At 62.1% G+C, this 24,769-nt stretch carries 26 protein-coding genes and 2 pseudogenes; 11 read left to right on the forward strand and 17 right to left on the reverse strand.

Annotation, left to right across the window (positions count from 1 at the left end):
• Nucleotides 1-4 precede the first annotated feature (4 nt).
• The 7 genes from NKI50_RS08280 to NKI50_RS08310 all read right to left on the reverse strand — a co-directional run bounded on the left by NKI50_RS08280 (nucleotide 5) and on the right by NKI50_RS08310 (nucleotide 5,079).
• Entirely contained in the window at nucleotides 5-784 is a 780-nt protein-coding gene (locus NKI50_RS08280; protein ID WP_352484015.1) for a DsbA family protein, read from the reverse strand.
• A 51-nt stretch (nucleotides 785-835) separates the two neighbouring features.
• Nucleotides 836-1,573 (reverse strand): SCO family protein, encoded by a 738-nt coding sequence (locus tag NKI50_RS08285; protein ID WP_352716169.1) that lies wholly within the window; start codon nucleotides 1,571-1,573, stop codon nucleotides 836-838.
• 13 nt (nucleotides 1,574-1,586) lie between these two features.
• Nucleotides 1,587-2,114, reverse strand: coding sequence for a TlpA family protein disulfide reductase (locus NKI50_RS08290; RefSeq protein WP_198030522.1), 528 nt, complete (start codon nucleotides 2,112-2,114; stop codon nucleotides 1,587-1,589).
• A gap of 7 nt (nucleotides 2,115-2,121) precedes the next feature.
• Nucleotides 2,122-2,562: a DUF411 domain-containing protein gene (locus NKI50_RS08295; RefSeq protein ID WP_352639452.1), complete on the reverse strand. Its 441-nt coding sequence runs from the start codon at nucleotides 2,560-2,562 to the stop codon at nucleotides 2,122-2,124.
• Between the two features lie 28 nt (nucleotides 2,563-2,590).
• Nucleotides 2,591-4,027 carry a multicopper oxidase family protein gene (locus NKI50_RS08300; RefSeq protein ID WP_352639453.1) on the reverse strand — a complete coding sequence of 479 codons (1,437 nt, stop codon included), beginning with the start codon at nucleotides 4,025-4,027 and terminating at the stop codon, nucleotides 2,591-2,593.
• A gap of 131 nt (nucleotides 4,028-4,158) precedes the next feature.
• A complete protein-coding gene (locus NKI50_RS08305; RefSeq protein WP_352639455.1) occupies nucleotides 4,159-4,566 on the reverse strand; it encodes a hypothetical protein in 408 nt (135 codons plus the stop codon).
• Between the two features lie 87 nt (nucleotides 4,567-4,653).
• On the reverse strand, nucleotides 4,654-5,079 hold the full coding sequence (locus tag NKI50_RS08310) for a MerR family transcriptional regulator (RefSeq protein WP_352484062.1): 426 nt from the start codon (nucleotides 5,077-5,079) through the stop codon (nucleotides 4,654-4,656).
• A 108-nt stretch (nucleotides 5,080-5,187) separates the two neighbouring features.
• On the opposite strand from NKI50_RS08310, the gene NKI50_RS08315 reads away from it, so the two are divergent.
• The gene (locus NKI50_RS08315; protein ID WP_502900345.1) at nucleotides 5,188-7,344 is read left to right on the forward strand and encodes a heavy metal translocating P-type ATPase; all 2,157 of its coding nucleotides are present in this window, start codon (nucleotides 5,188-5,190) and stop codon (nucleotides 7,342-7,344) included.
• Between the two features lie 31 nt (nucleotides 7,345-7,375).
• The gene (locus NKI50_RS08320) at nucleotides 7,376-7,972 is read left to right on the forward strand and encodes a cation efflux transmembrane domain-containing protein (protein ID WP_023720625.1); all 597 of its coding nucleotides are present in this window, start codon (nucleotides 7,376-7,378) and stop codon (nucleotides 7,970-7,972) included.
• 198 nt (nucleotides 7,973-8,170) lie between these two features.
• On the opposite strand, the gene NKI50_RS08325 is transcribed toward NKI50_RS08320, so the two are convergent.
• A complete protein-coding gene (locus NKI50_RS08325; RefSeq protein ID WP_352484009.1) occupies nucleotides 8,171-8,593 on the reverse strand; it encodes a hypothetical protein in 423 nt (140 codons plus the stop codon).
• Nucleotides 8,594-8,781: 188 nt separating this feature from the next.
• On the opposite strand from NKI50_RS08325, the gene NKI50_RS08330 reads away from it, so the two are divergent.
• The 4 genes from NKI50_RS08330 to NKI50_RS08345 all read left to right on the forward strand — a co-directional run bounded on the left by NKI50_RS08330 (nucleotide 8,782) and on the right by NKI50_RS08345 (nucleotide 13,831).
• The gene (locus NKI50_RS08330; RefSeq protein WP_352484008.1) at nucleotides 8,782-9,594 is read left to right on the forward strand and encodes a class I SAM-dependent methyltransferase; all 813 of its coding nucleotides are present in this window, start codon (nucleotides 8,782-8,784) and stop codon (nucleotides 9,592-9,594) included.
• 611 nt (nucleotides 9,595-10,205) lie between these two features.
• Nucleotides 10,206-11,735, forward strand: a complete 1,530-nt coding sequence (locus tag NKI50_RS08335; protein ID WP_352484007.1) for a DUF2778 domain-containing protein — start codon at nucleotides 10,206-10,208, stop codon at nucleotides 11,733-11,735.
• A 196-nt stretch (nucleotides 11,736-11,931) separates the two neighbouring features.
• Nucleotides 11,932-12,717 carry a ThuA domain-containing protein gene (locus NKI50_RS08340; protein WP_352639462.1) on the forward strand — a complete coding sequence of 262 codons (786 nt, stop codon included), beginning with the start codon at nucleotides 11,932-11,934 and terminating at the stop codon, nucleotides 12,715-12,717.
• Between the two features lie 55 nt (nucleotides 12,718-12,772).
• Nucleotides 12,773-13,831, forward strand: coding sequence for a Gfo/Idh/MocA family protein (locus NKI50_RS08345; protein ID WP_352639464.1), 1,059 nt, complete (start codon nucleotides 12,773-12,775; stop codon nucleotides 13,829-13,831).
• Nucleotides 13,832-13,934: 103 nt separating this feature from the next.
• On the opposite strand, the gene NKI50_RS08350 is transcribed toward NKI50_RS08345, so the two are convergent.
• Complete coding sequence (locus NKI50_RS08350) at nucleotides 13,935-14,633, reverse strand: TetR/AcrR family transcriptional regulator (RefSeq protein WP_352639466.1); 699 nt, start codon at nucleotides 14,631-14,633, stop codon at nucleotides 13,935-13,937.
• Between the two features lie 183 nt (nucleotides 14,634-14,816).
• Here NKI50_RS08350 and NKI50_RS08355 point away from each other — a divergent pair, with 183 nt between their 5' ends.
• Both NKI50_RS08355 and NKI50_RS08360 read left to right on the forward strand, forming a co-directional pair.
• Nucleotides 14,817-15,293, forward strand: coding sequence for a RidA family protein (locus tag NKI50_RS08355; protein ID WP_352639468.1), 477 nt, complete (start codon nucleotides 14,817-14,819; stop codon nucleotides 15,291-15,293).
• Nucleotides 15,294-15,603: 310 nt separating this feature from the next.
• Nucleotides 15,604-16,035 (forward strand): DUF6841 family protein, encoded by a 432-nt coding sequence (locus NKI50_RS08360; RefSeq protein WP_023720614.1) that lies wholly within the window; start codon nucleotides 15,604-15,606, stop codon nucleotides 16,033-16,035.
• A gap of 24 nt (nucleotides 16,036-16,059) precedes the next feature.
• Here the strand turns inward: NKI50_RS08360 and NKI50_RS08365 are convergent.
• Nucleotides 16,060-16,257, reverse strand: a pseudogene (locus tag NKI50_RS08365) (polar amino acid ABC transporter ATP-binding protein); the annotation flags it as partial.
• Between NKI50_RS08365 and NKI50_RS08370 the strand changes: the two are divergent.
• Both NKI50_RS08370 and NKI50_RS08375 read left to right on the forward strand, forming a co-directional pair.
• Nucleotides 16,231-16,446, forward strand: a pseudogene (locus tag NKI50_RS08370) (Gfo/Idh/MocA family protein); the annotation flags it as partial. The pseudogenes NKI50_RS08365 and NKI50_RS08370 sit on opposite strands and share 27 nt — an antisense overlap.
• Before the next feature lie 303 nt (nucleotides 16,447-16,749).
• Nucleotides 16,750-17,172, forward strand: coding sequence for a hypothetical protein (locus NKI50_RS08375; protein ID WP_352641025.1), 423 nt, complete (start codon nucleotides 16,750-16,752; stop codon nucleotides 17,170-17,172).
• Nucleotides 17,173-17,316: 144 nt separating this feature from the next.
• Here NKI50_RS08375 and NKI50_RS08380 read toward each other — a convergent pair whose 3' ends face one another.
• The 6 genes from NKI50_RS08380 to NKI50_RS08405 all read right to left on the reverse strand — a co-directional run bounded on the left by NKI50_RS08380 (nucleotide 17,317) and on the right by NKI50_RS08405 (nucleotide 22,135).
• Nucleotides 17,317-18,045: an amino acid ABC transporter ATP-binding protein gene (locus NKI50_RS08380; protein ID WP_376703691.1), complete on the reverse strand. Its 729-nt coding sequence runs from the start codon at nucleotides 18,043-18,045 to the stop codon at nucleotides 17,317-17,319.
• 29 nt (nucleotides 18,046-18,074) lie between these two features.
• Nucleotides 18,075-18,749, reverse strand: a complete 675-nt coding sequence (locus NKI50_RS08385; RefSeq protein WP_352484003.1) for an amino acid ABC transporter permease — start codon at nucleotides 18,747-18,749, stop codon at nucleotides 18,075-18,077.
• The gene (locus NKI50_RS08390) at nucleotides 18,746-19,417 is read right to left on the reverse strand and encodes an amino acid ABC transporter permease (protein ID WP_352641022.1); all 672 of its coding nucleotides are present in this window, start codon (nucleotides 19,415-19,417) and stop codon (nucleotides 18,746-18,748) included. Before NKI50_RS08390 ends, NKI50_RS08385 begins: the two co-directional genes overlap by 4 nt.
• Nucleotides 19,418-19,572: 155 nt before the next feature.
• Entirely contained in the window at nucleotides 19,573-20,361 is a 789-nt protein-coding gene (locus NKI50_RS08395) for an ABC transporter substrate-binding protein (RefSeq protein ID WP_023720608.1), read from the reverse strand.
• A 110-nt stretch (nucleotides 20,362-20,471) separates the two neighbouring features.
• Complete coding sequence (locus tag NKI50_RS08400; RefSeq protein ID WP_352641020.1) at nucleotides 20,472-21,635, reverse strand: saccharopine dehydrogenase family protein; 1,164 nt, start codon at nucleotides 21,633-21,635, stop codon at nucleotides 20,472-20,474.
• Nucleotides 21,632-22,135, reverse strand: a complete 504-nt coding sequence (locus NKI50_RS08405; RefSeq protein ID WP_023677254.1) for an Lrp/AsnC family transcriptional regulator — start codon at nucleotides 22,133-22,135, stop codon at nucleotides 21,632-21,634. Before NKI50_RS08405 ends, NKI50_RS08400 begins: the two co-directional genes overlap by 4 nt.
• 385 nt (nucleotides 22,136-22,520) lie before the next feature.
• Here NKI50_RS08405 and NKI50_RS08410 point away from each other — a divergent pair, with 385 nt between their 5' ends.
• A complete protein-coding gene (locus tag NKI50_RS08410) occupies nucleotides 22,521-23,375 on the forward strand; it encodes a hypothetical protein (protein ID WP_023720606.1) in 855 nt (284 codons plus the stop codon).
• A gap of 164 nt (nucleotides 23,376-23,539) precedes the next feature.
• On the opposite strand, the gene NKI50_RS08415 is transcribed toward NKI50_RS08410, so the two are convergent.
• Nucleotides 23,540-24,586, reverse strand: a complete 1,047-nt coding sequence (locus NKI50_RS08415) for an acyltransferase family protein (protein WP_352641018.1) — start codon at nucleotides 24,584-24,586, stop codon at nucleotides 23,540-23,542.
• Between the last annotated feature and the right edge of the window lie 183 nt (nucleotides 24,587-24,769).

Raw genomic sequence — 24,769 nt, forward strand, 5'->3', positions numbered from 1 at the left:
CGGCTCATTTGCTGTTCCTCGCTTGCTCGATCAGTTTCTTCATCGTTGCGAGGTCGGTCGCGCCGGGGAAAATCTGCTCGCCAACGACGAAGCTTGGCGTTCCACTGATCTTCAGCGCCTGTGCCAGTTGCGTATTCCGGTCGATCGACGCCTGGATATCGGGCCGCTGCATGTCGGTCTTCAGCTTAGCCACATCGAGACCGACGTCGGCAGCAACCTTCAGCACGACCGCTTCGGTCACCCGCGTCTTCACCGCATACAAGGCCTTGTGGAATGCCATGTACTTGCCCTGGCGCATTGCGGCGAGAGCCGCCTTGGAAGCAAATACGGAATCCGTGCTGAGGATCGGGAATTCCTTGTAGACGATTTTGAGCTGCGGATCGTCGGCCACGGCTTGCGCCAGGATCGGCGCAACCTGGCGGCAATAGGGGCAGTTGTAGTCAAAGAACTCGACCATGATGACGTCGCCTTCGGCGTTGCCGCCGACCGGGCTCGCCGGGTCCCGGAAGATATCGTCGGCCTTGGCCGCCAGGGCAGCCTTCGCCTCTTTTGCCGCGGCCTCGCGCTGGCGGGCATCGAGGCTCTGCAGCGCCTCCATGACGACCTCGGGATGCGCGAGGATATAATCGTGGATGCGCTGGTCGAACTGGTCCTGGGACATCTCGCCCGCGGCGATCGCCTGACCGTGGATACCGAGCGCGAGCCAGGCCGTCGCACCGGCCAGGACGAAGGCACGGGCCATTTTGCCGATGGCTCCGCGCCATGAATTGGATTTGTGGATCACAGGGTTCTCCTTCCCTCTGTTTCGCCGGACCGCCGGCATGTGAATGGTGCCTCAGAACATGCCCTTGATCGTCGCCCACCATCCCGTTTCCGGCTCATGGTGCGGGCGCTCGACATTGTTGGTGAGCGCATTGACGAAGGTGACGAGATTGACCGCAGCGAAATTCAGGCCATGGAAATTCGCCCGCCAGCGGCCCTCCTTGTCGATCACATGGGTGACGGTGCCGTGCATCTGATAACCATCGTCCGTCAGTGTGAACTTGTGGCCGAAGGCCTCCGCCAGTCTGCGGGTCGCATCCTCCGGCTGATCCGCCGTCGTGGTCAGGAACAGCCAATTGACGGGATCGAGCCCGTGCGTCTGCCCGTAGCTGCGCAGCACGTCCGGCGTGTCCCTGGCGGGGTCGGTGGTGATGGTCACAAAGCTGACCTGGCCTCTCATCGGCGTGCCGTTCACCATTTTCTGGACCTCGGCGATCTTCTCGGCATGCAAGGGGCATACATCCGGGCACGATGTGTAGATGAAGTGGAGGACGACCACCTTGCCGCGCAGATCTGCCGTTCGCACGACACGCCCATCGGCGGTGCGCAGCGTGAATTCAAGCGCCGGCTTGTCGATCGTTTGGAAATATTTCTCGTCGCCCTCAAGCATGGTGTCGATTTCGTCGAGCGAGTGGGCTTGCGCCCGATACGAAAACCCCACGGTCAGCGCCGCAATGGCAATGGCGCCCAGCAGCAAACACCTCCACTCGTTCAAAGCCGATGCAAGGCAGCGAGCCTTCAACCCGGACATATCTGTTCCTTTCTCACTCGGCAGCGATGCGGCTGCCGATGAAGTCGACCATGTCGGGCGCGTCCCATTCGGCCGGCCCAATCAGCCGGCCGATCTCCTTGCCGTCGCGATTGATCAGCAGGGTTGCCGGAAGGCCGACGGAGCCGATGGCGAACATGGCCTTGCCCGAGGCATCGATGTTGAGGGCGAGGTGCTTGATGCCGATCTCGGCAAAGAACTTCTTCACAATCTCAGGACCGGCACGGTCCATGGACAGCGCGACGACCTCGAAATCCGGACCGCCCAGTTTGGCTTGCAGACGATCGAGCGTCGGCATCTCCTTGCGGCAGGGCGCGCACCATGTCGCCCAGATGTTGAGCAGCACGACCTTGCCGTGGAAATCCGCAAGCGTTTTCGGCTTGCCATTGCCATCCTCGAAGCTGATTTCCGGTACGGGGGCGGGCGCCTCGTGAACGACAAAGTTCTGCGTCGGCTCGGCGGCTGATACCGGCAGCGAAAATGCTAGCAGCATGCCAATCAGGACCATGGCCAGTTTGCTCACAATAGCCTCACTCGGTCGCGTAGACGGTGGGTGCCTTGCCGTCCTTGGTGAAGGCGTAGACGACGAAGGGGCCTTGCTTCTCACCACCCATGCCTGGAGCGCCCGTCGGCATGCCGGCCAGCGTTATGCCGGTGATGGCAGGGCGTTCGGTCAAAAGCTTCTTGACGATTTCGACCGGCACCAGGCCATCGACGACATAGCCGTCGACCATCAGCGTGTGGCAGCCTTCGAGGTCGGCCGGCACGCCGGCATCGCTGCTGATCTGAGAGAGATTGTTGACCGGCTTGATGTCGACCTTGAAGCCGTTGTGCTCGAGATAGTTGGCGTAGGATCCGCAGCAGCTGCATTGCGGGTTCTTGTACATGACGGCGTTGATCGTGGCGGCGAAGGCAGGCAGCGGCGTTGCGATCAGCAGGGACAGTGCGGCTAGGCGGTAGGTCAGTTTCATTGCAGTTCTCCTTGGTTGGACAAAACTTTCAGGTCACGCGGAACACTGTCATCAGGCCGGCCATCTGGTGATCGGCGACATGGCAGTGCAGCATCCAGTCACCGGGATTGTCGGCAACGAAGGCGCATTCGATCGTGTCCTTGGGGGCGAGCAGCACCGTGTCCTGCCATTGCCGGTGCGGTACCGGCGAGCCGTTGCGCGAAAGCACCGACAGGCTGAAGCCGTGAACGTGCATGGGGTGCCACCATGCGGTTTCGTTGCGCATGGTGAGACGGCAGGTGGCGCCGCGTTCCAGCGTGAACTGTGGCGCCATGCCCGCGTGGCCGTCGCCGGTCATCGACATGCCGTTGATTGCCCAGGCGGCGGCGCCGTTCATGCCGGGCATCGCCATGCTCATCATGCCGCCGACGCCGGCCAGCTTGCCGCCGCCCATCATGCCGCCCTGCAGGACGATCTCATGCCGTTCGGCCTTGGCCAGGTCGGGGGCCGGCAGCGGATTGGCCGGCAGGCGAAGCGGCGCATCGAGAGGATGATCGCGCAGCGGTGCTCCGGCGTCATAGGCGAGCGCGGTCAGGGAGTAGGCAAGGCCGTCGTAGAACTCATCGATCACCGCGTAGCGCTTGCCCGGGTCGCCCTGCATGTCGAGCACGACATCGATGCGCATGGCGGGCGCAAGCACCAAGCGTCCGCCCTCCGGCTCATGCGGGTCGCAGGGCTGGCCGTCGATGGCGACGATGACCGGACGGTGGCCTTCGAAACGCAAAGCCATGATGCGAGCGAGTGACGCATTGGCCAGCCGCAACCTGACGCGCTCGCCGGCCTTCACGGTCAGGTCGGCCGGCGGTGCACCGTTGACGGTGACGACATTGCCGACGCGGCCCGACATCGCCGCATCCATCATGTTGCCGAAGCCGGCAGCGATTTGCCCATCCTTGGTGAGCCGCCAGTCCTGCAGCAGCCATAGAAGCTCGCGGTCGACCGCGACCGGTTCGGCTTCCTCGACGATCAGTGCGCCTGCAAGGCCACGGCCAAGCTGAACCAGGCTGTCGGCATGCGGATGGTACCAGAAGGTGCCGGCATCGGGCGGGGTGAACTCGTACACGAAATTTTCGCCCGGCCTGATCGGCGGTTGGGTCAATCCCGGCACGCCGTCCATCGCGTTCGGCAGCCGGATGCCGTGCCAGTGAACCGTGGTGTCCTCGCCCAGTCCGTTCTCGACGATGATGCGAGCGGGCCGCCCCTGGCGCAAGCGCAGTGTCGGGCCGGGGACCGTGCCATCATAGGCCCATACCGGAGTGCGCGGACCATCGGGGCCGGTGAGCCGTGCCTGGCCTGGCGCCACCCTGATCCGGTGTTCGCCGGTAGCCAGCGCCAGTGCGGGGCGGATCGGCGCGGAGGCGGCAATGCTTGCCGCCGCAAGCAGGAATTTGCGGCGCGTTATGAACGGACTTGAAACGGAATTCACCCTTGTGACCCCTGCGGTAACCGACGGCGAACATCGCGACATCGATTGAATTGCTGCCGCGTCCGTTGCGCAGTACGCGCAACCGGACGATCAAACGCCGTCAATCAACCGCGGAAACGGCAGAAACGGCGTCAGACGAGAGCGCTGGGTCTTGGAGGGAATGGCTCGGGCAACAGACTTCGCCCGTGCAGGAACGCGGCGGGAAGCGCCGGCGGCAGCTCTACCCGCAGCAGTCCCGTCACGGGGAGAGCTTCCGGCAGCACCGCCAGAACCGGTGCGACGCAGGTCGGCGCACATTGCATCGGTTTGTCGTTGTCGGCCGAGCTCTTGAGGCAAGCGCTGCAGTCGCCGCCCTTGGCATCGGCCATCTTGGCCATGTCGGCGTCGGTGGTGCCGGCATCTGCGGCCATGATCATGCGGCTGTCGATCGCCATCCTCGCCGACATGACGGCAGCCTGGGCGGCTGACAGGCTGAACCCGGCGGTCACGACCATCGCGAGCAGCATAGTCAGGAGGTGTTTTGGTGACAGACGTGCCATCATCCGCTCAGGTTGACCGCAAAGCGCGGCTTTTGCAAGCTCGGCATGCTGCGACATCGGCGCTGGTGCGAGCTCTGGTCTGGCGAATCAATGATGAGGATGCTCACATTGATCGTGATCTGACAGCACCTCGATCACACGGCATTCGCAGACTTTCCCTTGCCGGCAGCCCTCAACCATCAGCTCCAGCTCGATCTTCAACGCGGCAAGGCTGCGTATTCGCTGGACGACCTCGGCCAGACGGGCTTGGGCGATGGCGTCGGCGGTTCCACAGGGCTGGTGGGGATTATCCTGCAACGTCAGCAGCGTCCTGATGGCCTCGATCTCGAACCCAAGCTCGCGCGCGTGCCTGATGAAGGCGAGCCGGCGCAAATCTGCCGCTTCATAATGCCGGCGATTGGCTTCGCTGCGGGCAGGGGCTGGAAGCAAATCGATCTGCTCATAGTAGCGGATGGTTGGAACCTTCACGCCGCTGCGTCGGGCTGCTTCACCGATGGTCACACCTGCTGGCATCTTTTCGCTTGTTCCTCTAGTCACTAGAGGATGTAGCGTCGCGATCGAAGATGCAAGAGGTTCACCTTGGCTGCGACCAAACAACAGACCCGCTACCGCGTTGAAGGCATGGATTGCGCGAGCTGTGCCAGCAAAATCGATACGGCTGTGCGGCGGATGCCTGGTGTGCAGGATGTTAACGTGTCCATTTCGGCGGGCACTCTGACGGTCCTTCATACTTCCGAAAGCAATCTTGACGCGATCGAGAGGAAAGTCACCGGTCTCGGCTACGCTGTTGCTCCGCTGACCGCCAAGTCTGGAGCGCCGGCCTCCGATCAATTGGCCGACCATGACCACAGAACGCACAGTCACGACAAGAAATTAGCGGGGTTGCACGGCAACGATGATGCGCCGATGTCGGGGCCGTGGTGGAACGGCGCCAAGGACCGCCTGACCATCGCCAGCGGCGTTGCCCTGGCGATGGCTTTCGCGGTTCATTACGCCTGGCCCGCGACTGGCCCATGGGCCTTCATCGCTGCCACGCTGCTCGGCTTGGTGCCGATCGCGCGCCGGGCGGTCATGGCCGCACTCGCCGGCATTCCGTTCACAATCGAAATGCTGATGACCGTGGCGGCCGCCGGCGCCGTCATTATCGGCGCCGGCGAGGAAGCGGCGACAGTGGTCTTCCTGTTCCTGATCGGCGAATTACTGGAAGGGGTGGCCGCTGGGAAGGCACGTTCTAGCATCCAGGCGCTCACCACACTGGTTCCCAAGACCGCGCTGGTCGAAGAGGATGGGAGGAGCCGCGAGGTGCCGGCCGAAAGCCTGGCCGTGGGGGACATCATTCTGGTGCGGCCCGGTGATCGGATTCCGGCTGATGGCGAGATCACCGAGGGTGACAGCGGCATTGATGAATCGCCTGTTTCGGGTGAAAGCATCCCGGTGGGCAAAAAGGTTGGCGACGAGGTTTTCGCCGGCACTATCAACGGCGACGGCGTGCTGCGCGTCAAGGTCACGGCGGCCGCCGCCGACAACACGATCGCACGAGTCGTCAAGCTGGTCGAGGAGGCGCAGGAAAGCAAGGCGCCCACCGAGCGTTTCATCGACCGGTTCTCACGCTGGTACATGCCCGGCGTGGTCGCCGTCGCGGCGCTCGTCGCGATCATGCCACCGCTGCTCCTTGGCGGCGATTGGAACGAATGGATTTACAAAGGTCTGGCGCTGCTGCTCATCGGCTGTCCGTGCGCGCTGGTCATTTCTGTGCCGGCGGCAATTGCGGCGTCGCTTTCGGCGGGCGCCCGGCGCGGCCTGCTGATGAAGGGCGGCGCGGTGCTGGAAGGGCTCGGCACCATCACTGCCGTGGCGCTCGACAAGACCGGCACGCTGACGCTCGGCAAGCCGCAGGTCACCGATGTCGTTGCAGTGAGCGTCCGTGAATGCGAGATTCTTTCCCTGGCGGCAGCGCTCGAGACCGGTTCCAGTCATCCGATGGCCCTGGCCATTCTGCAAAGGGCCAATGCTGACAAGGTTCCGGTGCCACCTGCTGCCGAGGCCAGGGCGATTGGCGGCAAGGGCGTCGTCGGTCGCGTCGGCGGCAAGAGCCTGTTTCTGGGCTCGCCGGCCGCTGCCGGCGAAAAGGCGCCGCTGCCGGCCGACCACGCTGCACGCATCGCGGCCTTCAACGATGAAGGAAAATCGGTGTCGGTGCTGGTCATCGACGACGCTCTTGGCGGCTTCATCGCCATGCGCGACGAACCACGGCCGGACGCATTGGCGGGTCTAAAGGCGCTGACCGATGCGGGCATCAAAACAGTTATGCTGACCGGTGACAACAAGCGCACCGCGGCTGCCATCGGCAAGCATCTCGGCATCGAGGCGCGCGCCGAATTGCTGCCCGAGGACAAGCAGCGCATTATCGGTGAGTTGAAGGGGCAGGGGTTCAGGATCGCCAAGGTCGGCGATGGCATCAACGATGCGCCGGCACTTGCCGCGGCCGATGTCGGCATCGCCATGGGCGGCGGCACGGACGTGGCTCTTGAAACGGCTGACGCAGCGGTGCTGCATGGGCGCGTCGGTGACGTCGCCGCCATGATCCGGCTGTCCCAAGCAACCATGGCCAACATCAAACAGAACATTACAATGGCATTGGGGCTGAAGGCAGTGTTCCTGGTGACGACGATCACCGGTATCACCGGCCTTTGGCCGGCCATTCTCGCCGACACCGGGGCGACGGTCCTGGTGACAGCCAATGCCATGCGGCTGTTGCGCTGGAAGAGCAGCTGGTAAGAGCATCAACACCATCACATCGGGACAGACCATGCAGCAAGCCATTACGTCGGACGGCCTTCGCCGGGTGGTGCTTGTCGTCGCGCTGCTGAACCTCGGTTATTTCGGCATTGAATTCGCCGTGGCGCTGGCGATCGGCTCGGTGTCGCTGTTCGCCGACAGCGTCGATTTTCTGGAAGATGCCTCGGTCAATCTCCTGATACTGCTCGCCATGGGATGGTCGCTGCGTGCCCGCTCGCGGGTCGGCATGGCGCTGGCACTTATCCTTTTGGTGCCGGGCCTGGCGACGCTGTGGACCGCGTGGGAAAAGTTCAACATGCCGGTGCCGCCGCAGCCAACGGCCCTGACGCTGGCGGGGTTGGGCGCCTTGGCGGTCAACCTGTCATGCGCCTACATGCTGGCGCGCTACCGCCACCACAGCGGCAGTCTTACCAGGGCGGCATTCCTCTCGGCCCGCAACGACGCCGTCGCCAACATCGCGATCATACTGGCCGGACTGGTGACGGCCTTCCTATGGCGCTCGGCATGGCCGGATCTGATCGTCGGGCTGGGAATCGCGGCACTGAATGCAGACGCGGCGCGCGAGGTCTGGGAGGCTGCCCGGGAAGAGCACCGAGCCGTTTCGTGAAGCCAAACGCTCAGCGCGCTGCCGGATTGCTAATCCGCCAATGCAGGCCGCATACCGGCCGGCAGTCATCCAGAAACTTGCGTGATCTCTAATATAAACGCACACTTGCAAAGCGGACCGAGAGAGAAACCGCCACGAACATCATCAAAAAGGCCCGCGTCCCGGACGAGGACGCGGGCCGGTTTTCGTTGGCATGCGCTAGGCAGGCATCAAGACGGCGATGCGGTGGATGCCGACCACCTTGCTGGTGTTGGCTGCCGCCTCGGTCTTGCCCTTGGAGCAGGTATACATGTCACCTTCCTTGAGCTTGAATTGCTTGTCGGCTTTCTTGACCGTGAATTCACCGGCGGCAATGGTGCATACCATGTCGTTGTCCATTACCATTGCGGGAGCGGCTGCTCCCGGCTGAAAGACCACATCGACAATTGAGATGCTCTTGTAGGCGGGGATATCGGAATTGCCGGTGCCGACCTCGACCACCCTGACGCCGGGGGCTATTTCCTTGCCTTCCTTCGGGCCGTATTTCTTGACCTTTGCAGCTGCCGCCAGCGTGAACAAAGGCGTTACCGCGGCCGCCGTCACGCCGAGCGCAATTGCAGACCTGCGATTTATGGTTTTCATCGCATCCTACCATTATGTTGGCGACGCACCAATGTGCATGGCCACTCTATGTTAGCACATTTGCAGATAACTGCAGAACGCCGTTTCGGAGGGTCCATGAGCGAACCGCCTCCCGGTCGAATGCGACCGAATAACAAACAATTCCATGCTATGCTGGCGAGCCATCAAACGGACGGCGGGGGATAGCAATGTTGGAAACGGACAAGGTGTTCGCTGGCTCGATTCCGGAAAACTACGACCGCTATATGGTGCCGTTGATTTTCGAGCCGTTCGCCGCAGATCTTGCACGACGGGCCGCGTCCTTGTCGCCCAAGGCCGTTCTGGAAACCGCCGCGGGCACCGGGGTTGTCACCCGCGCATTGGCGCCAAAACTGGCCCCCAGTGCAAGCTATGTCGTAACCGACCTCAACCAGCCGATGCTCGACTACGCCGCTTCGCGGCAAGCTCCCGATGATCGCATCGAATGGCGTCAGGCCGATGCTCTGGCGCTGCCGTTTGAAAATGCGACCTTCGATCTCGTTTGTTGTCAGTTCGGTGCGATGTTCTTTCCCAACCGCTCATCTGCCTACCGCGAAGCCCGGCGAGTTCTGAAGCCTGGCGGACATTTCCTATTCAGCGTATGGGATCGCATCGAGGAGAATGTATTTGCCGACGATGTGACGAATGCTCTCGCAAGGATTTTTCCGAACGATCCGCCGCGCTTTCTGGCCCGCACGCCGCATGGCTACCACGATACGGCACTGATCCGTCGCGAACTGGAGGACGCAGGTTTTTCCGGTGTGGTGATCGAGACGAGGGCCGAACAAAGCCGTGCCTCCTCGCCGCGTCTTCCGGCCGTTGCTTATTGCCAGGGCACTCTGCTTCGCAACGAAATCGAGGCCAGGGAGGCGGGAAAACTGGATGCTGCAACCGACTACGCCGCAGCCGCGATTGCAGACAGGCATGGCAGCGGCGAGGTTGCTGCCAAAATCCAGGCTCACATAATCATGGCTGTGGTCTGAACGGTTCATCGTTTTCCGGGCGGAAAACCGTTTCACACTTTTCCTGGAATTTGCTTGAGGTGCTGGATATTCCGTTCCAGCGCTGAGCAGTAAACGTCTTGCCGCTATCCTGAATTCCCAGACGTTAATCGTTCATTCGCCCAAGTGGCAGGTCGACAAGTGGCAGGTCGATAACCGCCAGTTCGACCGATCGCCGGGGCTTGATGGCGGCGGCTGCCGGCGGCGCGATTTCGGTCGGCCTGGCTTCACTTTGGCAGCCGTCGCCGACTCCGCCCAGCAAGGTCTAGTCATTTCGCTTTCTTGACTCGGCCGACAAAAACGGGCAGCAAAGTCATCATTGGAGGGCAGTTTTGCCAACTATGCAGGTTTTGGAGGGCGTTTTTCGGTGTGACCGTCGCCCAATCGGCGGTCGGTAGAGGGATTGGTTAACCAACTTTGTCCATCTTTTGAATCAATCGGCAACAGACGCGAAGTGTGCTGGGGGCACCAGGCGAACTGTGAATGTCACGGCTGCGAAATCCGCTAGCCGGCAACGGCCGATTGAGAGTGGTTGAATGGCGTTTGTAAGTGCGAAAACCCGGGGTGACAGTCCTGCAACTGGATTGACTTCGATGAGGCCCGGCCTGCGCTGGGTCGCGGTTCCGGCCGTCGGCGCAGCCATTGCTTTATGGTCGGTGGCGACCTTGGCCGGCCTTTATTCGATGGGAACCTCGCTCACCGCCGCTTCCAACGGTCTCCCGCAAAGCCTGCTCGCGCCGCGCACCATCGCGCTCGCCGATCCTCGCCGCAGCCTTGCAAAGGCGCAGGCCCCGACATGGGCCGCTGCAAACGCAGCGCTGTCGGCCCAGTTGCTGCAGCACGGATGCGATGCCAACTGCCTGCGGTCGGCGTCGAACTTCGTTCACCAGGGAAAATCGGCGCGTCTCAAGCGCAATACCGTGCCGCTTGTCGCCGATGCATCGCGGCAATCCAGCTTCGACGACGTGGTGGCCAAAGCCGCGCTGTCGCCGCAAAAGCTTGCCGCTGCCTTTGCCCGTGCCTCCTCCGGCTCACCCGTCATGCTCGCCAGCCTGCCGGCCGATGCCCGGTTCGCCGAGCCGGTACGCATACCCGACCCGAACGGCCCGGCATCGGTGCGCTTCGGGCCGGCGGTGGCGGAGATCGAACGCTCGTCGCGCCTGGCGCTGGCGCTGGCGAATACGTTGCCGGAGCAGATGATCGACGTGCTCCCGGCAGCCGTCATGGCAAGCGAGCCCGCGGCTTCACAAGAGCCGCAAGAACCTGAGGTCCAGTTGGCCTCGCTGCCGCCGCAGGACGACATGCCCGACAGCATTCCGCTGCCGACGCTGCGTCCGCGGGCGGTCATCGATCAGCCGGCGCCCCAGACTCAAGCCTCGAAAGACCGGGCGCCGAAAGACCGGACGCCAAAGGATCAGGCAGCAAAAACGGAGCCGCCCCAGGCATCCAAGGCCCAGGCATCGAAGACCCAGGCATCCAGGGCGAGCAAGGTCCAGACGGCCGATGCTCCGCCGGTCGAGACGCAACCCGGCAGCCTGTCGCCTCGCAATTCGTCACAAGCGGCAGTGCCGGCGGTGTCGGGCAAGCCGGGCAAACGGTCGAAGACGCAGGGCGGCGACATGCTGGCCTATGCCAAGCCCGACATGCCTTCCGGCGGACTCGGCGGGGCCTTCAGGAACCTGTTCACCACGCCTGGCATGGGCAGCGGCGTCGCCGTCTACGACATCTCGGCCAAGACCGTCTATATGCCCGACGGCTCGCGGCTGGAGGCACATTCGGGATACGGTTCGATGGTCGACCAGCCGCGCTACGTTCACAAGAAGAATGTCGGTCCGACGCCGCCCGACACCTACAATCTGACGCTGCGGGAATCGCGCTTCCACGGCGTCGAGGCACTGCGTCTCACCCCTGCCAGCGGCAGCAACAAATATGGCCGCGACGGCCTGCTCGCCCACACCTACATGCTGCGCGGCGGCCGCGCCGAATCCAATGGCTGCGTCGTCTTCAAGGACTATGCCCGCTTCCTCGCCGCCTACAAGAAAGGCAAGATCAAGCGCCTTGTCGTGGTGCCGCGGCTGTCGAAGCCGCTGACACGCGTCGCCCAAGAGGGCCGCGGCGCTTAGGTTATTCGCAGGCAGCGCAAACATGTGAGATGTCGGCGGGAACAGCGCCGGCATCGCTGGTTTTGCCGCGTGGACTTTCCCGCCCGATTTCCAACAGATTGTCAGCAGCCGGCCGCGAAACGGTTTTCATTCCCGGCCGGGGATATTATGACTGACCGGTCGGGCGGCTCCAGCTTCAAACAATCAAGAGGACATCATGACAATACGCGCTGTCGTTTGGGGCGAGAATATCCATGAGCGGACCAATGAGGTGGTCGCCGGCATCTATCCCGCGGGCATGCACGCGACGATTGCCAATGCGCTGAAGCTCGACCCCGAGATTTCGGTGTCGTGGGCAACCCTGGAGCAGCCGGAGCATGGGCTGCCGGCCGACCGTCTGGCCGAGACCGATGTCTTGCTGTGGTGGGGGCACAAGGACCATGGCGCCGTCGCCGACGAAGTGGTCGAGCGCGTGGCGCGCCGTGTCTGGGAGGGCATGGGGCTGATCGTTCTCCATTCCGGCCATTTCTCGAAGATTTTCAAGAAGCTGATGGGCACGCCCTGTACGCTGAAATGGCGCGAGGCGGGCGAGCGCGAGCGGCTTTGGGTGACCAGCCCCAACCACCCGATCGCAGCCGGGATCGGCGAGTATTTCGAGCTCGAGAACGAGGAGATGTATGGCGAGCAGTTCGCCGTGCCGGAGCCGCTCGAGACCGTGTTCATCTCGTGGTTCCAGGGCGGCGAAGTGTTCCGGTCGGGGCTGACCTATCGCCGCGGCGCCGGCAACATCTTCTATTTCAGGCCCGGCCACGAGACCTATCCGACCTATCACGATGCCAACGTCCACAAGGTGCTGCGCAATGCGGTGAAATGGGCGCACAACCCGCTCGGCTCCAATCCGGCCATCCTCGATGCGCCGAACGTGCCGGCGGAAAAGGCGCTCGAGCCGATCGTCGAGCGCGGCGGAAAACTTCATTCCGCCGGCGAAGCCGGCTTTCGCTAGACCACAAATCCATGGTCGAACAAGAAGATAAAGCCCTGTCCTAAGGATAAGAATCATGCGCCTCTTGATACTCGGCACCGGTTGGATGGCGGAGGAGCACGCCAGGCAGTTCGGCAAGATCGAGGGCGTCGAACTGATCGGCGCCGTCGATCTCGACCGTACGCGTGTCGACAAGTTTTCGGAGATCTACGGTATCCCCAACCGGTTCGCGTCGTTGGACGAGGCGCTGGCATGGGGCAAGTTCGACGCGGTGGCGAACGTGACGCCGGATCGCATCCACCATCCGACCACCATGATGCTGATCGCGGCAGGCAAGCCGGTGCTGTGCGAGAAACCGCTGGCCGAAAATTTCGAGAAGGCCAGTGAGATGGCCAATGCCGCCGAGCGGGCCGGCATCATCAACATGGTCAACCTGACCTATCGCAACGTCGCGCCGCTGCAGAGAGCGCGCGCCATGGTGCTGGCCGGCGAGATCGGCACGGTCAGGCATGTCGAGGCGTCCTATCTGCAGAGCTGGCTGGTGTCCAAGTTCTGGGGCGACTGGCGCACCGATCCGAAATGGTTGTGGCGGCTGTCGCGCGGCCACGGCTCCAATGGCGTGCTGGGCGACGTCGGCATCCATATCCTCGATTTCGCCAGCTATGGCGCGGCGCTCGACATCGACCATGTGTTCTGCCGGCTGAGATCCTTCGACAAGGCGCCCGGCAACCGGATCGGCGAGTACGGGCTCGACGCTAATGACAGTTTCACCATGTCGCTGGATTTCAGCAATGGCGCTTTCGGCGTCGTCCATGCCAGCCGCTGGGCAACCGGCCATTTGAACGAACTCCGCCTGCGCATCTACGGCGACAAGGGCGGCATCGAAGTCGTGCACAATCTGACCGGCTCAGAGCTGAAAGCCTGCATCGGCGAAGATGTCGAGAACGCCAAATGGCAGGTTCTGGACGCCGGAACGGTGCAGACCAACTACCAGCGCTTCGTCGATGCAGTGCGCAACGGCGTCCAGGCCGAACCGTCGTTCCGGCATGCTGCCGAATTGCAGAAGGTCCTCGACCTCGCCGTCGTCTCGGATGAGAAGCGGGCTGAATTGAGCACGCACGCGGATGCGCAATAGGCCTGGGTTCCTCGCGGCGGGGCGGGGGCGGTCAGGGTCAAAACAAAACCGAGTTTGCATCTCGGCCATTCACGGCAGGAAGTCACGACTCTGAAAGCAGAGTTCATTGTCTTGGAGAGAGGCCATCGAGCAGGAAGCCGAGGCCTTTCCGGAAAGCACCATCCCAATCGTTATCCAACAGCAGACGAGAGCGTTCGATCGTCGGATAGCGTTGGCTGAGCCCTGTAAGGCGCTGCTGCGTGTCGGCTCTGCCGTCGTACGAGAGGTCGAAGTTCGCCCGGCTGATGGTGGCGCCCATCACATAGTTCCACAGCGACCATATCGCGACGTTCAAATCTGCGTCCGCCACACCGGCCCTGGACAAGGTCTTGCTCAGCAGTTCAAGGCGACTGAGGATGTTCGCGCCGAGCGCCCGGCGCGGCAACAGCGATGCCGACCAAGGATGGCGCAGCATGCTGGCGCGCCAGTCTTCGAGCATATGGACGACTTCTCCGCGCCAGTCTCGAGGCTCAACCAGTTGCGGCGGTCCGCCATATTCGAGCACCGAATCGAGCGCCAGATCAAAGACATCCTCTTTGTTGTCGACGTGCCAATATAGGCTCATCACGCCCGAGCCGAGGCGATCGGCCAGCCGACGCATCGTCAATCCGTCGACCCCTTGAGCGTCCAGCAGTTCTACCGCGGTCGCCACGATACGTTCCCGCGAGAGAGGCGGTTCACTGCGCGGCTCCTGCACGGGCTGGAGCGACCCGCTTGTCCGCTGAGATCGCGTGCTCCGGGCGCCGCTACGTTTGGCTGCCATCCGTCTTCCTCGCTGTTCGGGCCGTCGATTTTGACCGGCAACGCGACGAATGTCGATCCTGAACGATTGACTCGTACGACGTACCATGCGACTGGCTCGTGCGGCGTACGAGTCGATCGCCGATATCAATCATGCCGGCCGCGAGGGTGTCTTGCTCGCAGTCGGCAGAGCCAAGAGAAAATCATGCCACGCGCCAGGCGCCTGCTTATCGGAGGGTTAATCGTGATGACCATGGGCGTTTCCACTGCCACAGCGAATGATCTCAAGCTGACCATCGTCAATCCACAAAACCTCTATGACCCATCGCCGAATGGCTACAGCACGGCGGTGATCCCGCCCCGCGGAGCCCGGCTGGCCTACATCTCCGGACAGGGCGGCCAGGACAGCACGGGAGCCTTGTCGCCCGACTTCGCTGTCCAGGTTGCGCAGGCCTACGCAAATTTGCGCACCGCCCTCGATGCGCTCGGTGCCAGGCCGGATCAGGTCGCCAAGCTCACGGTCTTTGTGGTCGATCACGATATGTCCAAGCTTGGGGTCTTGACCAAGAACGTCAAGGAGATGTTCGGCGAGGCGCTGCCGGCGCAGACTCTAATTCCCGTTCCCAAGCTTGCAATCGACCCGATGCTCTTCGAGGTGGAGGCCGTGGTCGTGCTTGACTAGGGGCGCGGCTATAGCTCCGATCGCCCAAATTGAAATGGGTCGAGCGCGCCTCCGACAGCCGCGCGCTCGCCATCACGAGGGCCGAGCAACAGGGCTTCGCTTGTTGCGTCTGCGGCGACAAGGGTGGCATCGAAGTCGTGCACAATCGGGTCGCACCACGCATTCGTCATCCCAGGGTCTGCGCCGCGTCGCTTCGCTCCTTGCTCCACCCCCGGGACGAAGTCATCATGGCTGAGGCCATTGCGGATGTCGGAGATCGGCGGAGCGTTTCCTGCTCCCACCCAACATAGCCTCACCTGGAGATGAAATGATGGAAACCAGCGTAAGGAAGCTATTCGAGAGATATGAGCGCTTTTTCAACCAGTCCCTCGGCGGCGACATGGACATGGATGAAGTCGCATCGCTGTATGCTTCGGACTTCATAGCGGCTTCGCCCGCCGGGGTCATGACTGGAAAGAACGATGGGCAACTCAAGCAGGTCATGGCGCAAGGCTATGCGCACTATCGCGCGATAGGTACGAAGGAAATGCGGATACGCAACCTCAGGCTCTCGCCGATAGACGAACATCATTGCGTGGCCCATGTCGCCTGGACGGCAACCTATGCCCGCAGGGATCAATCGAAGGTGGCGATAGATTTTGACGTCCACTACCTCGTGCAGAAATTGGACGCGGAGCCGAAGGTTTTCGGCTGGATATCAGACGACGAGCAGGCGCTGTTGAGAAAGCACGGCATCGTCTGAGGTCCGCTTTGTCCTAATGCCCTCCTAATGCCGCAGGATCTTGCTCAGGAAAGCGCGGCTGCGGTCGGTCTTCGGGTTGGAGAAGAACTCGTCCGGGGTGCCGCTCTCGACGATGGCGCCGGCGTCCATGAACACGACGCGCTGGGCGACCTTGCGGGCAAAGCCCATCCCGTGCGTCACCACCATCATGGTCATGCCTTCCTCGGCGAAGACGTCGAGAACGCTAAATGGCAAGTTCTGGACGCCGGAACGGTGCCCACCAACTACCAGCGCTTCATCGATGCAGTCCGCAACGGCGTCCAGGCCGAACCGTCGTTCCGGCATGCTGCCGAATTGCAGAAGGTCCTCGACCTCGCCGTCGTCTCGGATGAGAAGAGGGCCGAATTGAGCACCCACGCCGATATGCAATAGGTTTGGCTTCCTCGCCCCCGCCAAGCGGGGGGAGATGTGGCCGCAAAGCGGCCGGAGAGGGGTCTTTGGCAGCGAGGGCATTCGCAAGAATGAAATGTCTTTAATGTCGGGACAAGGTCGCACGCAATGACATGGTCAGCGCAATTCCCCCTCTCCGTCTCGGCGACCCGGGTGGTTTGTGAAACCTCGCTAGCCGCGAGCGAGACTGAACTAACTCGGAAGGTCAGTTGACTCTTCGCCGCAACGGCCCATCCTTGATTGTTGGCCTACCTTTCCGACCAACTTTTGAACAGGGAGGAAACAATGGAAGCCGTCAATCGTAGATCCACACTTGCACTCGGTCTTACACTGGCCGCAACGCCTCTGATCGCTTGGGGGACACCAGCATCCGCCCAGACTTACGGCCCCGATGAGGGCAAGGAGGTCTCACCCGGCGTCAGAGTTGTAGCGCTTGGTGAGCGCAAGTCGGTCATACCAGCCTATGCAACGGTGAAGCTGCGCGATGTTGTCATTCAGCCCGGAGCGAAGACGGCTGACAACATGATGAAGAACGACATGCTCTGCCACATGACTGAGGGAGAACTTTCGGTCGTTCACAACAAACAAAAGTTCACAGTCAAGAAGGGCGATGTTTGGGCCTGCGCTAATGGCGCTACGACAGAAGGCACCCAGAACACGAGCAGTGCGGTCGCGATCATGCGGGTCATCGATTTGATGCCCGCATAAGGGAAGCGGCCTGGTGGAAGTGCGGCAATGGCCGCCCTAAGAGGAAGCCCGGCGCGCATCTGTCGTATTAGGGAACGTCCAGCGAAGGGCCGCTTTCCATCCATCTCGGCCATCGACGACAGCCAGCTGAGTTGAGTTTGAACTCTAATGCCGCAGGATCTTGCTCAGAAAGGCGCGGCTGCGGTCGGTCTTCGGGTTGGAGAAGAACTCGTCCGGCGTGCCGCTCTCGACGATGGCGCCTGCGTCCATGAACACGACGCGCTGGGCGACCTTGCGGGCAAAGCCCATCTCGTGCGTCACCACCATCATGGTCATGCCTTCCTCGGCCACCGCAACCATGACGTCGAGGACTTCCGAGATCATCTCGGGGTCGAGCGCCGAGGTCGGCTCGTCGAACAGCATGATCTTGGGGCGCATGCCGAGGCAGCGCGCGATCGCCACGCGCTGCTGCTGGCCGCCTGAGAGCTGCGCCGGATAGGCATCGACCTTGTCGGCGAGGCCGACCTTGGCGAGCAGCTCGCGCCCGGCCTTCTCGGCCTCAGTCCGCGGGATCTTGCGGACATGGATCGGCGCCAGGGTGACGTTCTCGAGCGCCGTCTTGTGCGGATAGAGGTTGAACGACTGGAAGACGAAGCCGATCTCGGTGCGCAGTCGCGTCATGTTGGTGGCGGGGTCGCCGAGGCGCTGGCCGTCGACCGTCAGGTCGCCGTCGCGGATCGTCTCCAGGCCATTGATGCAGCGGATCAAGGTGCTCTTGCCCGAGCCGCTCGGGCCGCAGACGACGACCACTTCGCGCGGCTCGACGCTCAACGTGATATCCCTGAGCACGTTGAGCTGGCCGAACCATTTGTTGACGCCGCGAAATTCGATCATGCCGGCACCATTCTTGCTGCTGAGGTTCGTCATATCTGCACCTCGCCATGGGCCGCGCCCATGCGCTGTTCCAGCCGTCGGGCCAGCATGATCAGGGGGTAGCAGACGATGAAATAACCGAGGCCGACGAGGAAGAAGACGAGCAGGCCGTTCGGCACACGCTGCACCACCAGCCAGCCGACGCGGGTGAGATCGGTGAGCCCGATGGCCGAAACGACCGAGGAATCCTTGATCAGCAGCACATATTGCCCGACCAGCGGCGGCAGCACGATGCGCATCGCTTGCGGCAGCACCACCTGGCGCATGCGCTGCCAGCGCGACAGGCCGGACGCCAGCGCCGCCTCGACCTGGCCGGTCGGCACCGAGCGGATGCCGGCGACGACGATCTCGCAGATGAAGCAGGCGGCCAGATTGGTCAGCGCGATGATGCCGGCGGTGAAGGCGTCGAGCTCGATGCCGAGTTCCGGCAGGATGAAGAAGATCAGGAAAATCTGCACCAGGAACGGAGTGCCGCGGATCAGGTCGACCCAGCCGCCGATCGCGCTGCTGATCAGCCGGTTGCCGCCTGTGCGCAGGATGCCGAGGCCGAAGCCGAGCAAGGTGCCCAGCACCAGGCTGATCAACGACAGCACCACGGTCATGCCGAGGCCGCGCAAGGCGAGGGGATAGCTGCCGGCGATGCTTTGCAGTTGCTGCCAGATCATGTCCGTGCCCCCGCCAGGCCGAGCCAGCGCCCGGAGAGTGCCGCCAGTCCCTTCAGCCCGTAATAGAGCAGCAGGTAGAAGGCGGCGATGGTGATAAAACCTTCGGCCGGCATGAAGCGGTCGGAAGCGAGCAATTGTCCGGCGCGCGTCAGTTCGGCGACCGAGATCAGCGACAACAGCGCGGAATCCTTGACCAGCACGATCGCCTGGCCGAGCAGCGGCGGGATCGTCACCTTAAACGCCTGCGGCAGGATGACGAGGCGCATGCGCTGGACATAGGTCATGCCCGAAGCGACGCCGGCCTCCACCTGGCCGCGCGGGATCGACAGGATGCCGGCGCGGATGATCTCGGCGACATAGGCGCCGCTGTTCAGCGACAGGGCCAGGATGCCGACGACGAGCTCGGGCAGGACGAAGCCGAGCCGCGGCAGGCCGAAATAGAGGAAATAAAGCTGCGCCAGCAGCGGCGTGGCGCGCACCGCGTCGATATAGGCCTTAGCCGGGACGCGGAACAGCCGGCCACGCTGCAGGTTCATTGCGGCGAGCACGATGCCGACGGCGAGCGCGCCGGCAAAGGAGAGGACAGACAGCCACACCGTCATGACGAGGCCCTGCCCGAACAGGGGCAGATATTCGACGATGGTGCGGAAGCTGAAGTTTTCGAGCATGGTGGGGCGGTGACTGGTGACTGGTGAGTAGCGAGTAGCGAGTAGTGAGTAGTGAGTAGCGAGTAGCGAGTAGCGAGTAGCGAGTAGCGAGTAGCGAGTAGCGCTCCCTACTCCCTACTCCCTACTCCCTACTCCCTACTCCCTATTCCCTCTACTCAGTGATCCTTCTTCCAGGCGTCGGAATTGACCCAGTAATCGAGGTTCTTCTGCAGGCGGCCGTCGAGGCTGACCTGGTCGAGGAACAGGTTCATCCAGGTCAGCAGGTCCTGCTCGTCATAGCGCGTGGCGAAGGCCAGTGGCTCCTTCGACAGCATGTCCGGCATGATGATGAAGCTGCCGGCCGGATAAGCGGTTGACTGGCCCTTGACCGCCGAGACGTCGTTGACGCCGCAATCGGCCTGGCCGTTGTTGACGGCGTCGAGCAGCAGCGGGCCGCCGCCCTTGTAGCTCTTGATGTCGGCATCGGGGAAGGCGGCCTTGGCTTCCTTCTCGCCGGTGGCGCCGAGCAGCACCGCGATCTTGGTGCCCTTGGCCTTGCAGTCCTCGGTGGACTTGAAGGCGGTCCCAGCCTTGGTGAAGACGGTGCTGCCCGTGTACATGTAAGGCTTGGTGAAGGCGACCTTCATGCCACGCGCCAGTGTCGGCGTCATGTCGGCAACCAGAAGATCGGCCTTGCCCGACAGCAGCGCCGGGATCAGGCCGTCCCAGTCGAAGTCGAGGAAGGTGATCTTGACGCCCATTTCCTTGGCCATCAGTTCGGCGAGTTCGACCGAACTGCCGGTGCGTTCGCCGGCGGCGCCGACCAGCGAGAAGGGCGGTCCCTGCGTCTGCACGGCGACGCGCAACTCACCGCGCTTGGTAATCTCGTCGAGTGTTCCGGCACTGGCGGCAGCGGTGAGGCCGGCGAGCGCAAGTCCGGCGATGAAAAGCTTGGCAATCTTCATTTGGGCATTCCTCCTTGTTGTCGTTTGTTGTTCCACTTGTTGTTTCACCCCATCGGGGCGCCTTTTGAGCGGCGGCGCCGTTGCCGGCGGCAACCACCGTTCGAAAATCTTCAATCCCAGCTCACCGTTTCGGCGACCTTGATGCCGCGCCTGGCCAGCTCGTCGAGGAAGCGGCCATCGGGCACATGCAGCAGCGGGTTGAGCAGGCCGGGCGTGGCGATCTCGCGCCGTGCCAGCATCTGCGCCACGATACTGGCGGGATAGCCGACGCCAAGGCTCATGCCGAACAGGCCGGAGGCGAGGTCGCGTTCGATGACCAGCTCCGAGGTCACCGTCTTGCGGCGGCCGCCTTCGCTGCCGACAAAGACGTTGCGCATCACGCAAAGGTCCTTTTCGTCGGCGCCGTATTGCAGTTGCGGACCGAGCAGCCGGCCGAGGAATTCGCGTGGGCTGACGCCGGTGCCGGGTACCTTGTCCTCGGACAGGAGGCCAAGCTGCTTCAGCGGCGCCCAGAACGCCGACCAGCCGGGCCAGCGCAGCGAATAGCGGCCGGAGCGCTGCAGCCCCTTGGCGGCGGCGAGCATGCCGGCATAATGCGGCGCGTCACCATTGGGGAAGGCCTCGAGCCTGCCCAGCCCGGCGATCTCGATATCGTGGATGAAACGATTGTCGTGCTGGCGGGCGGCCGGCACATCGACCCGGTTGCCGTCCTCGACCAGCACGCTGTCGCGGTTCTGGCTGACCAGAACCATGTCGAAATTCCAGCTCACCTTGTAGCGGAGCGGCTCGACCACCGCCTTCGGTTCGGGAATGCCGCCGCAATAGGAATCGATCGCGGTGATGGTGTCGAACTGGCTTGCGGCGCGCGCGTAGAGCACAAGGTCGATGCCGGGATCGAGCCCGCATTCGGTGACGATCGAGACGCCGGCCTTTTCGGCCTCGGGAGCGAGATCGGCGATGGCCTTGCCGTAATTGGTGGTGACCAGCGGCGTGCGCGTCGCGATCGCCGCCTGCACCGCCTCGCGCATCAGCGGCTGCGGCAACAGGTCGATGACCGCGTCGACGTCCTTCATCACATCGGCCAGCACCGGACCGATCGCGCCCTCCGGCACGACAAAACGCACCCGGGCAAGGTCGGTCAGGCCGCCAAGCCGCGCCGCGCCGTCGGTTGCGGTGTCGAGGCAGACCACTTGCTCGACGCCGTCGCTGGCAACGAGATCGGCGATCGCCGCCCGGCCTTGCAGGCCGAGGCCGCCGAGAACCGCGATCTTCATGCCATTTCCTTTCGCGTCTCGTCCGACCAGCAGCCTTCAGGCAGGCTGACCCATTTGTTGCAGGACGCCATGACGACGAAGGTCTCGCTGCGCACGACTTCGCCCGGCTCACCGGCGCCGGGGATCAGCTCGCTGGTGACGCGGTAGAGATCGGCGACATCGCCGGCCACCGTTACGTCGACGATGATGTCGAAGCGTCCGGTGACGACGGCGGCCGAGTTCACGAAAGGCAGTTCGGAGATGCGCTGCGCCAGTTCACGCGCCCGGCCGCGCCCTTGCGCGTTGATGCCGACGATGGCCGAGATCAGCTCGGGGCGTTCGGTCAGGTTAAGCAGTCCGACGATCTTGAGCAGGTTGCGGTCGAGCAGGTTGCGCAGCCGCATGCGCACCGTCGGCACCGAGATCGCCATCTTCTCCGCGAGGCGGTTGACGCCAAGCTGCGCATCCTGCGACAGCAGCTTGACCAGTCGCCGGTCGGTCTGATCGAGATGTTCCCGCAAACGCTCAGGCTTTCATAAAAGGAAATAAACGGTCGGATTTTCTTGCTGATATGAAAATACCTTATGAGAGATTTTTAACAACGGCAAGAGCCACGTCATCCGCGGTGCCCCTGTGCCTGTCGGCAGTTTCGTCGCAGATGCCACATTTTGTTCTTGCTTTGTGCCGGCAGCTATGCTACTAATTTGGGTATGGTGCTAATCGCGCCGCCGACCCGCCCTCCCGAGGCGGGTTTTTTGTTTTCCGGATACCCTTTGAAGGTTCAGCGCCGCCGGCTTGAGTTGGCGGTACAGCGCCGTTCGGGACGCGCTGTGTTCGAGGGTGAAAGAAGCAAGTGGCGCAAGAGGTGCCTGGAATCCATAGCTTAGAAAGGAACGGTAGATCGACATGAAGAAGATTTCTCATCTGTTGGTGCTGACGGCAATCTGCACCATTACCGCCGCCATGGCGCCAGCTGGCGCCGCATATGCCCAGAATGCGCCCTACTGGCGAGCGGACTGGGAGGAGGGGCCTTGCACCGGAGCCTCGTGCTATACCGACTGGTCTTTCGTCCAGGCGGAGAATCCGGCGGAAGCCGATCCCAGCCTGAACGCAATTATCAGCGGCCTGGTCTCGACCGGCGCAGGGAATGTATCCTCGCACGGCGGCAACAGCTTCGGAAAGTTCGAAACGACGCTGGCTGCCATCAATGCCGGGAAGCCCCACTCCAAAGTCTACAAGGAGTGGCTCTTTGCAGGCGGCCTGGCCAAGAACGACGCTTTCGGACGTCCGCTCCAGGCGGTGTCGCCGTCAGGGATCGATGGAACTTATGTCGCGTGGTTTTTCATTTCCTCCGATTACCAATACGCGGGAAACGGCTGGACGAATATCTTCCAGTTCAAGGTGACCGAGCAATCGCCTTTCAAGCAGGACCCAACATGGTGGGTCAACCTGACCGACAATCCGACTGACGATGTGGTGATGCTGCATGTGGAGAATGCGGCGGCCGGAGTCCACAATCCGGCTAACGATGTTCCCGCCCCGAAGGGGCGCTGGTTTCAGCTGCGCGCGGATCTCTATGAAGGGGTAGGCATCGATTGGTATCTGGACGGGGTGTTTTGGCAATCGTCGTCGAACGCAACCTGGCCGGTCGGGCGGGATTCCGACGGATCAGGTACACCTCAGTCATTCGTGTTTGGCGTGGGCCACTATGGTGGAGTTGGCAAACTCTACACTGACGATGCCTACATGATTGCAAAGTAGCCACTGACACATTGTCGAAGTGCATAACAAGCTGCTTCGGGTCCAACCGGGCGGCTATTTTTGTACCTAGAGCGCGTCGCATTGAACGGATCCTGCGACGCGCTTTAAGTTTCTTGTTTTATGCATGTCGTTGTCGCAAAATCGTTGCGAGGCGCAACCGCAACTTATTGTGCCTTCACCTGATAGGCGGAGAGGCTCATCCGAGATATCGCCAAAAGCGGCTTCTCAATAAAACTATAGCTGGCCAGGGAGACGGCAATGCAGGCGGTGACAATAACCATGCCTGCGAGCCATGGTGATACATTGGCGCTTGCAACGACAGGAGCGGTCGCAAGCAGCACGATAGGATGTGTCAGATAGAGAGAGTAGGAAGCATCACCCAACCTTGCCAGCACGCGAGGAGCAAGAAGCCGGAAGTAGCTTTCCAGGCTTATGCAAGCCGCGACAAGGATCAACGCCGGGATTCCCTGAGCAAGGGTTCGCGGCAAGTTGAAGCCAAGGCCCATCACCAGCATGGACACGATGGCGAACACGAGTGCCGAGACACCCAGGACGGCAGGCGAACGCGCCAGCCTGCCGACCAGGTGGCCGAGAGCCATGCCGGCAAGGAACTCAAACAGGATTGGCATGGTATAGAAAAACAGCACAGTATCGGCGGCGGGTTTGAAGATGATGCGCGCCGCTACGGCGATTGCAAAGACAACGCCGACCATGGCCATTTGCGTCAAGGTGCCAAGACCCATAGTTGCCGCGAACAGAATGTAAAACAGGATTTCCAGATTGAGCGTCCAACCCACGCCAAGCACTGGTTGGACATAACCTGTAACAGTGTCGAGATAGGGAATGAAAAGCAGGCTATTGGTGAGCTGCTCAAGAGACACTGCACGACCGGCAAACAACCAAAGTGCGGCGACCATGACGAAGGTCATAACCCAATAGAATGGAACGACGCGCGTGAAGCGCTGCATCAAAAAAGCACGATGGTCGCGACGTCTGTTCTCCGTCGAGAGAACCATGACAAAACCGCTGATGACGAAAAACAGATCGACACCACTGTTTAGGATGGGAATACCCAGATCGAGCATGCCCAGTGCGGCCGGAAGATGATAGATAACAACCATGAGGGCTGCTAGCCCCCGCAGGATCTGTACCGATGTATACTGTTGAACCCGGCGCGGCGCAGCGTGATCATTCTCTGGAATGATGTTCATCGAAAAATGGTCCCCTGTGCGGGGAGCATTAACACACGGGGTCGTTGATGTGCTGATTAATTGCTGGTTTAATTAATGCGTAAAGTTTTAGATAAGTTTTACTGACACCAGCACGCGGCTATACTTTAGACCCGCCCGACTTTGGCCTGCCTCTCTGTCAAAACCTGGCATCTCCCCAGTGAA

The organism is Mesorhizobium sp. M0563 (genome assembly GCF_040321065.1).
Taxonomy (GTDB): Bacteria; Pseudomonadota; Alphaproteobacteria; order Rhizobiales; family Rhizobiaceae; genus Mesorhizobium.

Coding starts and splice junctions, on each gene's coding strand:
- NKI50_RS08340 (WP_352639462.1), top strand. CDS start 11,932: ATGACAATACGCGCTGTCGTTTGGGGCGAGAATATCCATGAGCGGACC.
- NKI50_RS08400 (WP_352641020.1), bottom strand. CDS start 21,635: ATGAAGATCGCGGTTCTCGGCGGCCTCGGCCTGCAAGGCCGGGCGGCG.
- NKI50_RS08350 (WP_352639466.1), bottom strand. CDS start 14,633: ATGGCAGCCAAACGTAGCGGCGCCCGGAGCACGCGATCTCAGCGGACA.
- NKI50_RS08395 (WP_023720608.1), bottom strand. CDS start 20,361: ATGAAGATTGCCAAGCTTTTCATCGCCGGACTTGCGCTCGCCGGCCTC.
- NKI50_RS08410 (WP_023720606.1), top strand. CDS start 22,521: ATGAAGAAGATTTCTCATCTGTTGGTGCTGACGGCAATCTGCACCATT.
- NKI50_RS08390 (WP_352641022.1), bottom strand. CDS start 19,417: ATGCTCGAAAACTTCAGCTTCCGCACCATCGTCGAATATCTGCCCCTG.
- NKI50_RS08345 (WP_352639464.1), top strand. CDS start 12,773: ATGCGCCTCTTGATACTCGGCACCGGTTGGATGGCGGAGGAGCACGCC.
- NKI50_RS08295 (WP_352639452.1), bottom strand. CDS start 2,562: ATGAAACTGACCTACCGCCTAGCCGCACTGTCCCTGCTGATCGCAACG.
- NKI50_RS08380 (WP_376703691.1), bottom strand. CDS start 18,045: ATGATCGAATTTCGCGGCGTCAACAAATGGTTCGGCCAGCTCAACGTG.
- NKI50_RS08315 (WP_502900345.1), top strand. CDS start 5,188: ATGGATTGCGCGAGCTGTGCCAGCAAAATCGATACGGCTGTGCGGCGG.
- NKI50_RS08355 (WP_352639468.1), top strand. CDS start 14,817: ATGCCACGCGCCAGGCGCCTGCTTATCGGAGGGTTAATCGTGATGACC.
- NKI50_RS08330 (WP_352484008.1), top strand. CDS start 8,782: ATGTTGGAAACGGACAAGGTGTTCGCTGGCTCGATTCCGGAAAACTAC.
- NKI50_RS08335 (WP_352484007.1), top strand. CDS start 10,206: ATGAGGCCCGGCCTGCGCTGGGTCGCGGTTCCGGCCGTCGGCGCAGCC.
- NKI50_RS08310 (WP_352484062.1), bottom strand. CDS start 5,079: ATGCCAGCAGGTGTGACCATCGGTGAAGCAGCCCGACGCAGCGGCGTG.
- NKI50_RS08285 (WP_352716169.1), bottom strand. CDS start 1,573: ATGTCCGGGTTGAAGGCTCGCTGCCTTGCATCGGCTTTGAACGAGTGG.
- NKI50_RS08385 (WP_352484003.1), bottom strand. CDS start 18,749: ATGATCTGGCAGCAACTGCAAAGCATCGCCGGCAGCTATCCCCTCGCC.
- NKI50_RS08375 (WP_352641025.1), top strand. CDS start 16,750: ATGGAAGCCGTCAATCGTAGATCCACACTTGCACTCGGTCTTACACTG.
- NKI50_RS08305 (WP_352639455.1), bottom strand. CDS start 4,566: ATGGCACGTCTGTCACCAAAACACCTCCTGACTATGCTGCTCGCGATG.
- NKI50_RS08320 (WP_023720625.1), top strand. CDS start 7,376: ATGCAGCAAGCCATTACGTCGGACGGCCTTCGCCGGGTGGTGCTTGTC.
- NKI50_RS08415 (WP_352641018.1), bottom strand. CDS start 24,586: ATGAACATCATTCCAGAGAATGATCACGCTGCGCCGCGCCGGGTTCAA.
- NKI50_RS08360 (WP_023720614.1), top strand. CDS start 15,604: ATGGAAACCAGCGTAAGGAAGCTATTCGAGAGATATGAGCGCTTTTTC.
- NKI50_RS08325 (WP_352484009.1), bottom strand. CDS start 8,593: ATGAAAACCATAAATCGCAGGTCTGCAATTGCGCTCGGCGTGACGGCG.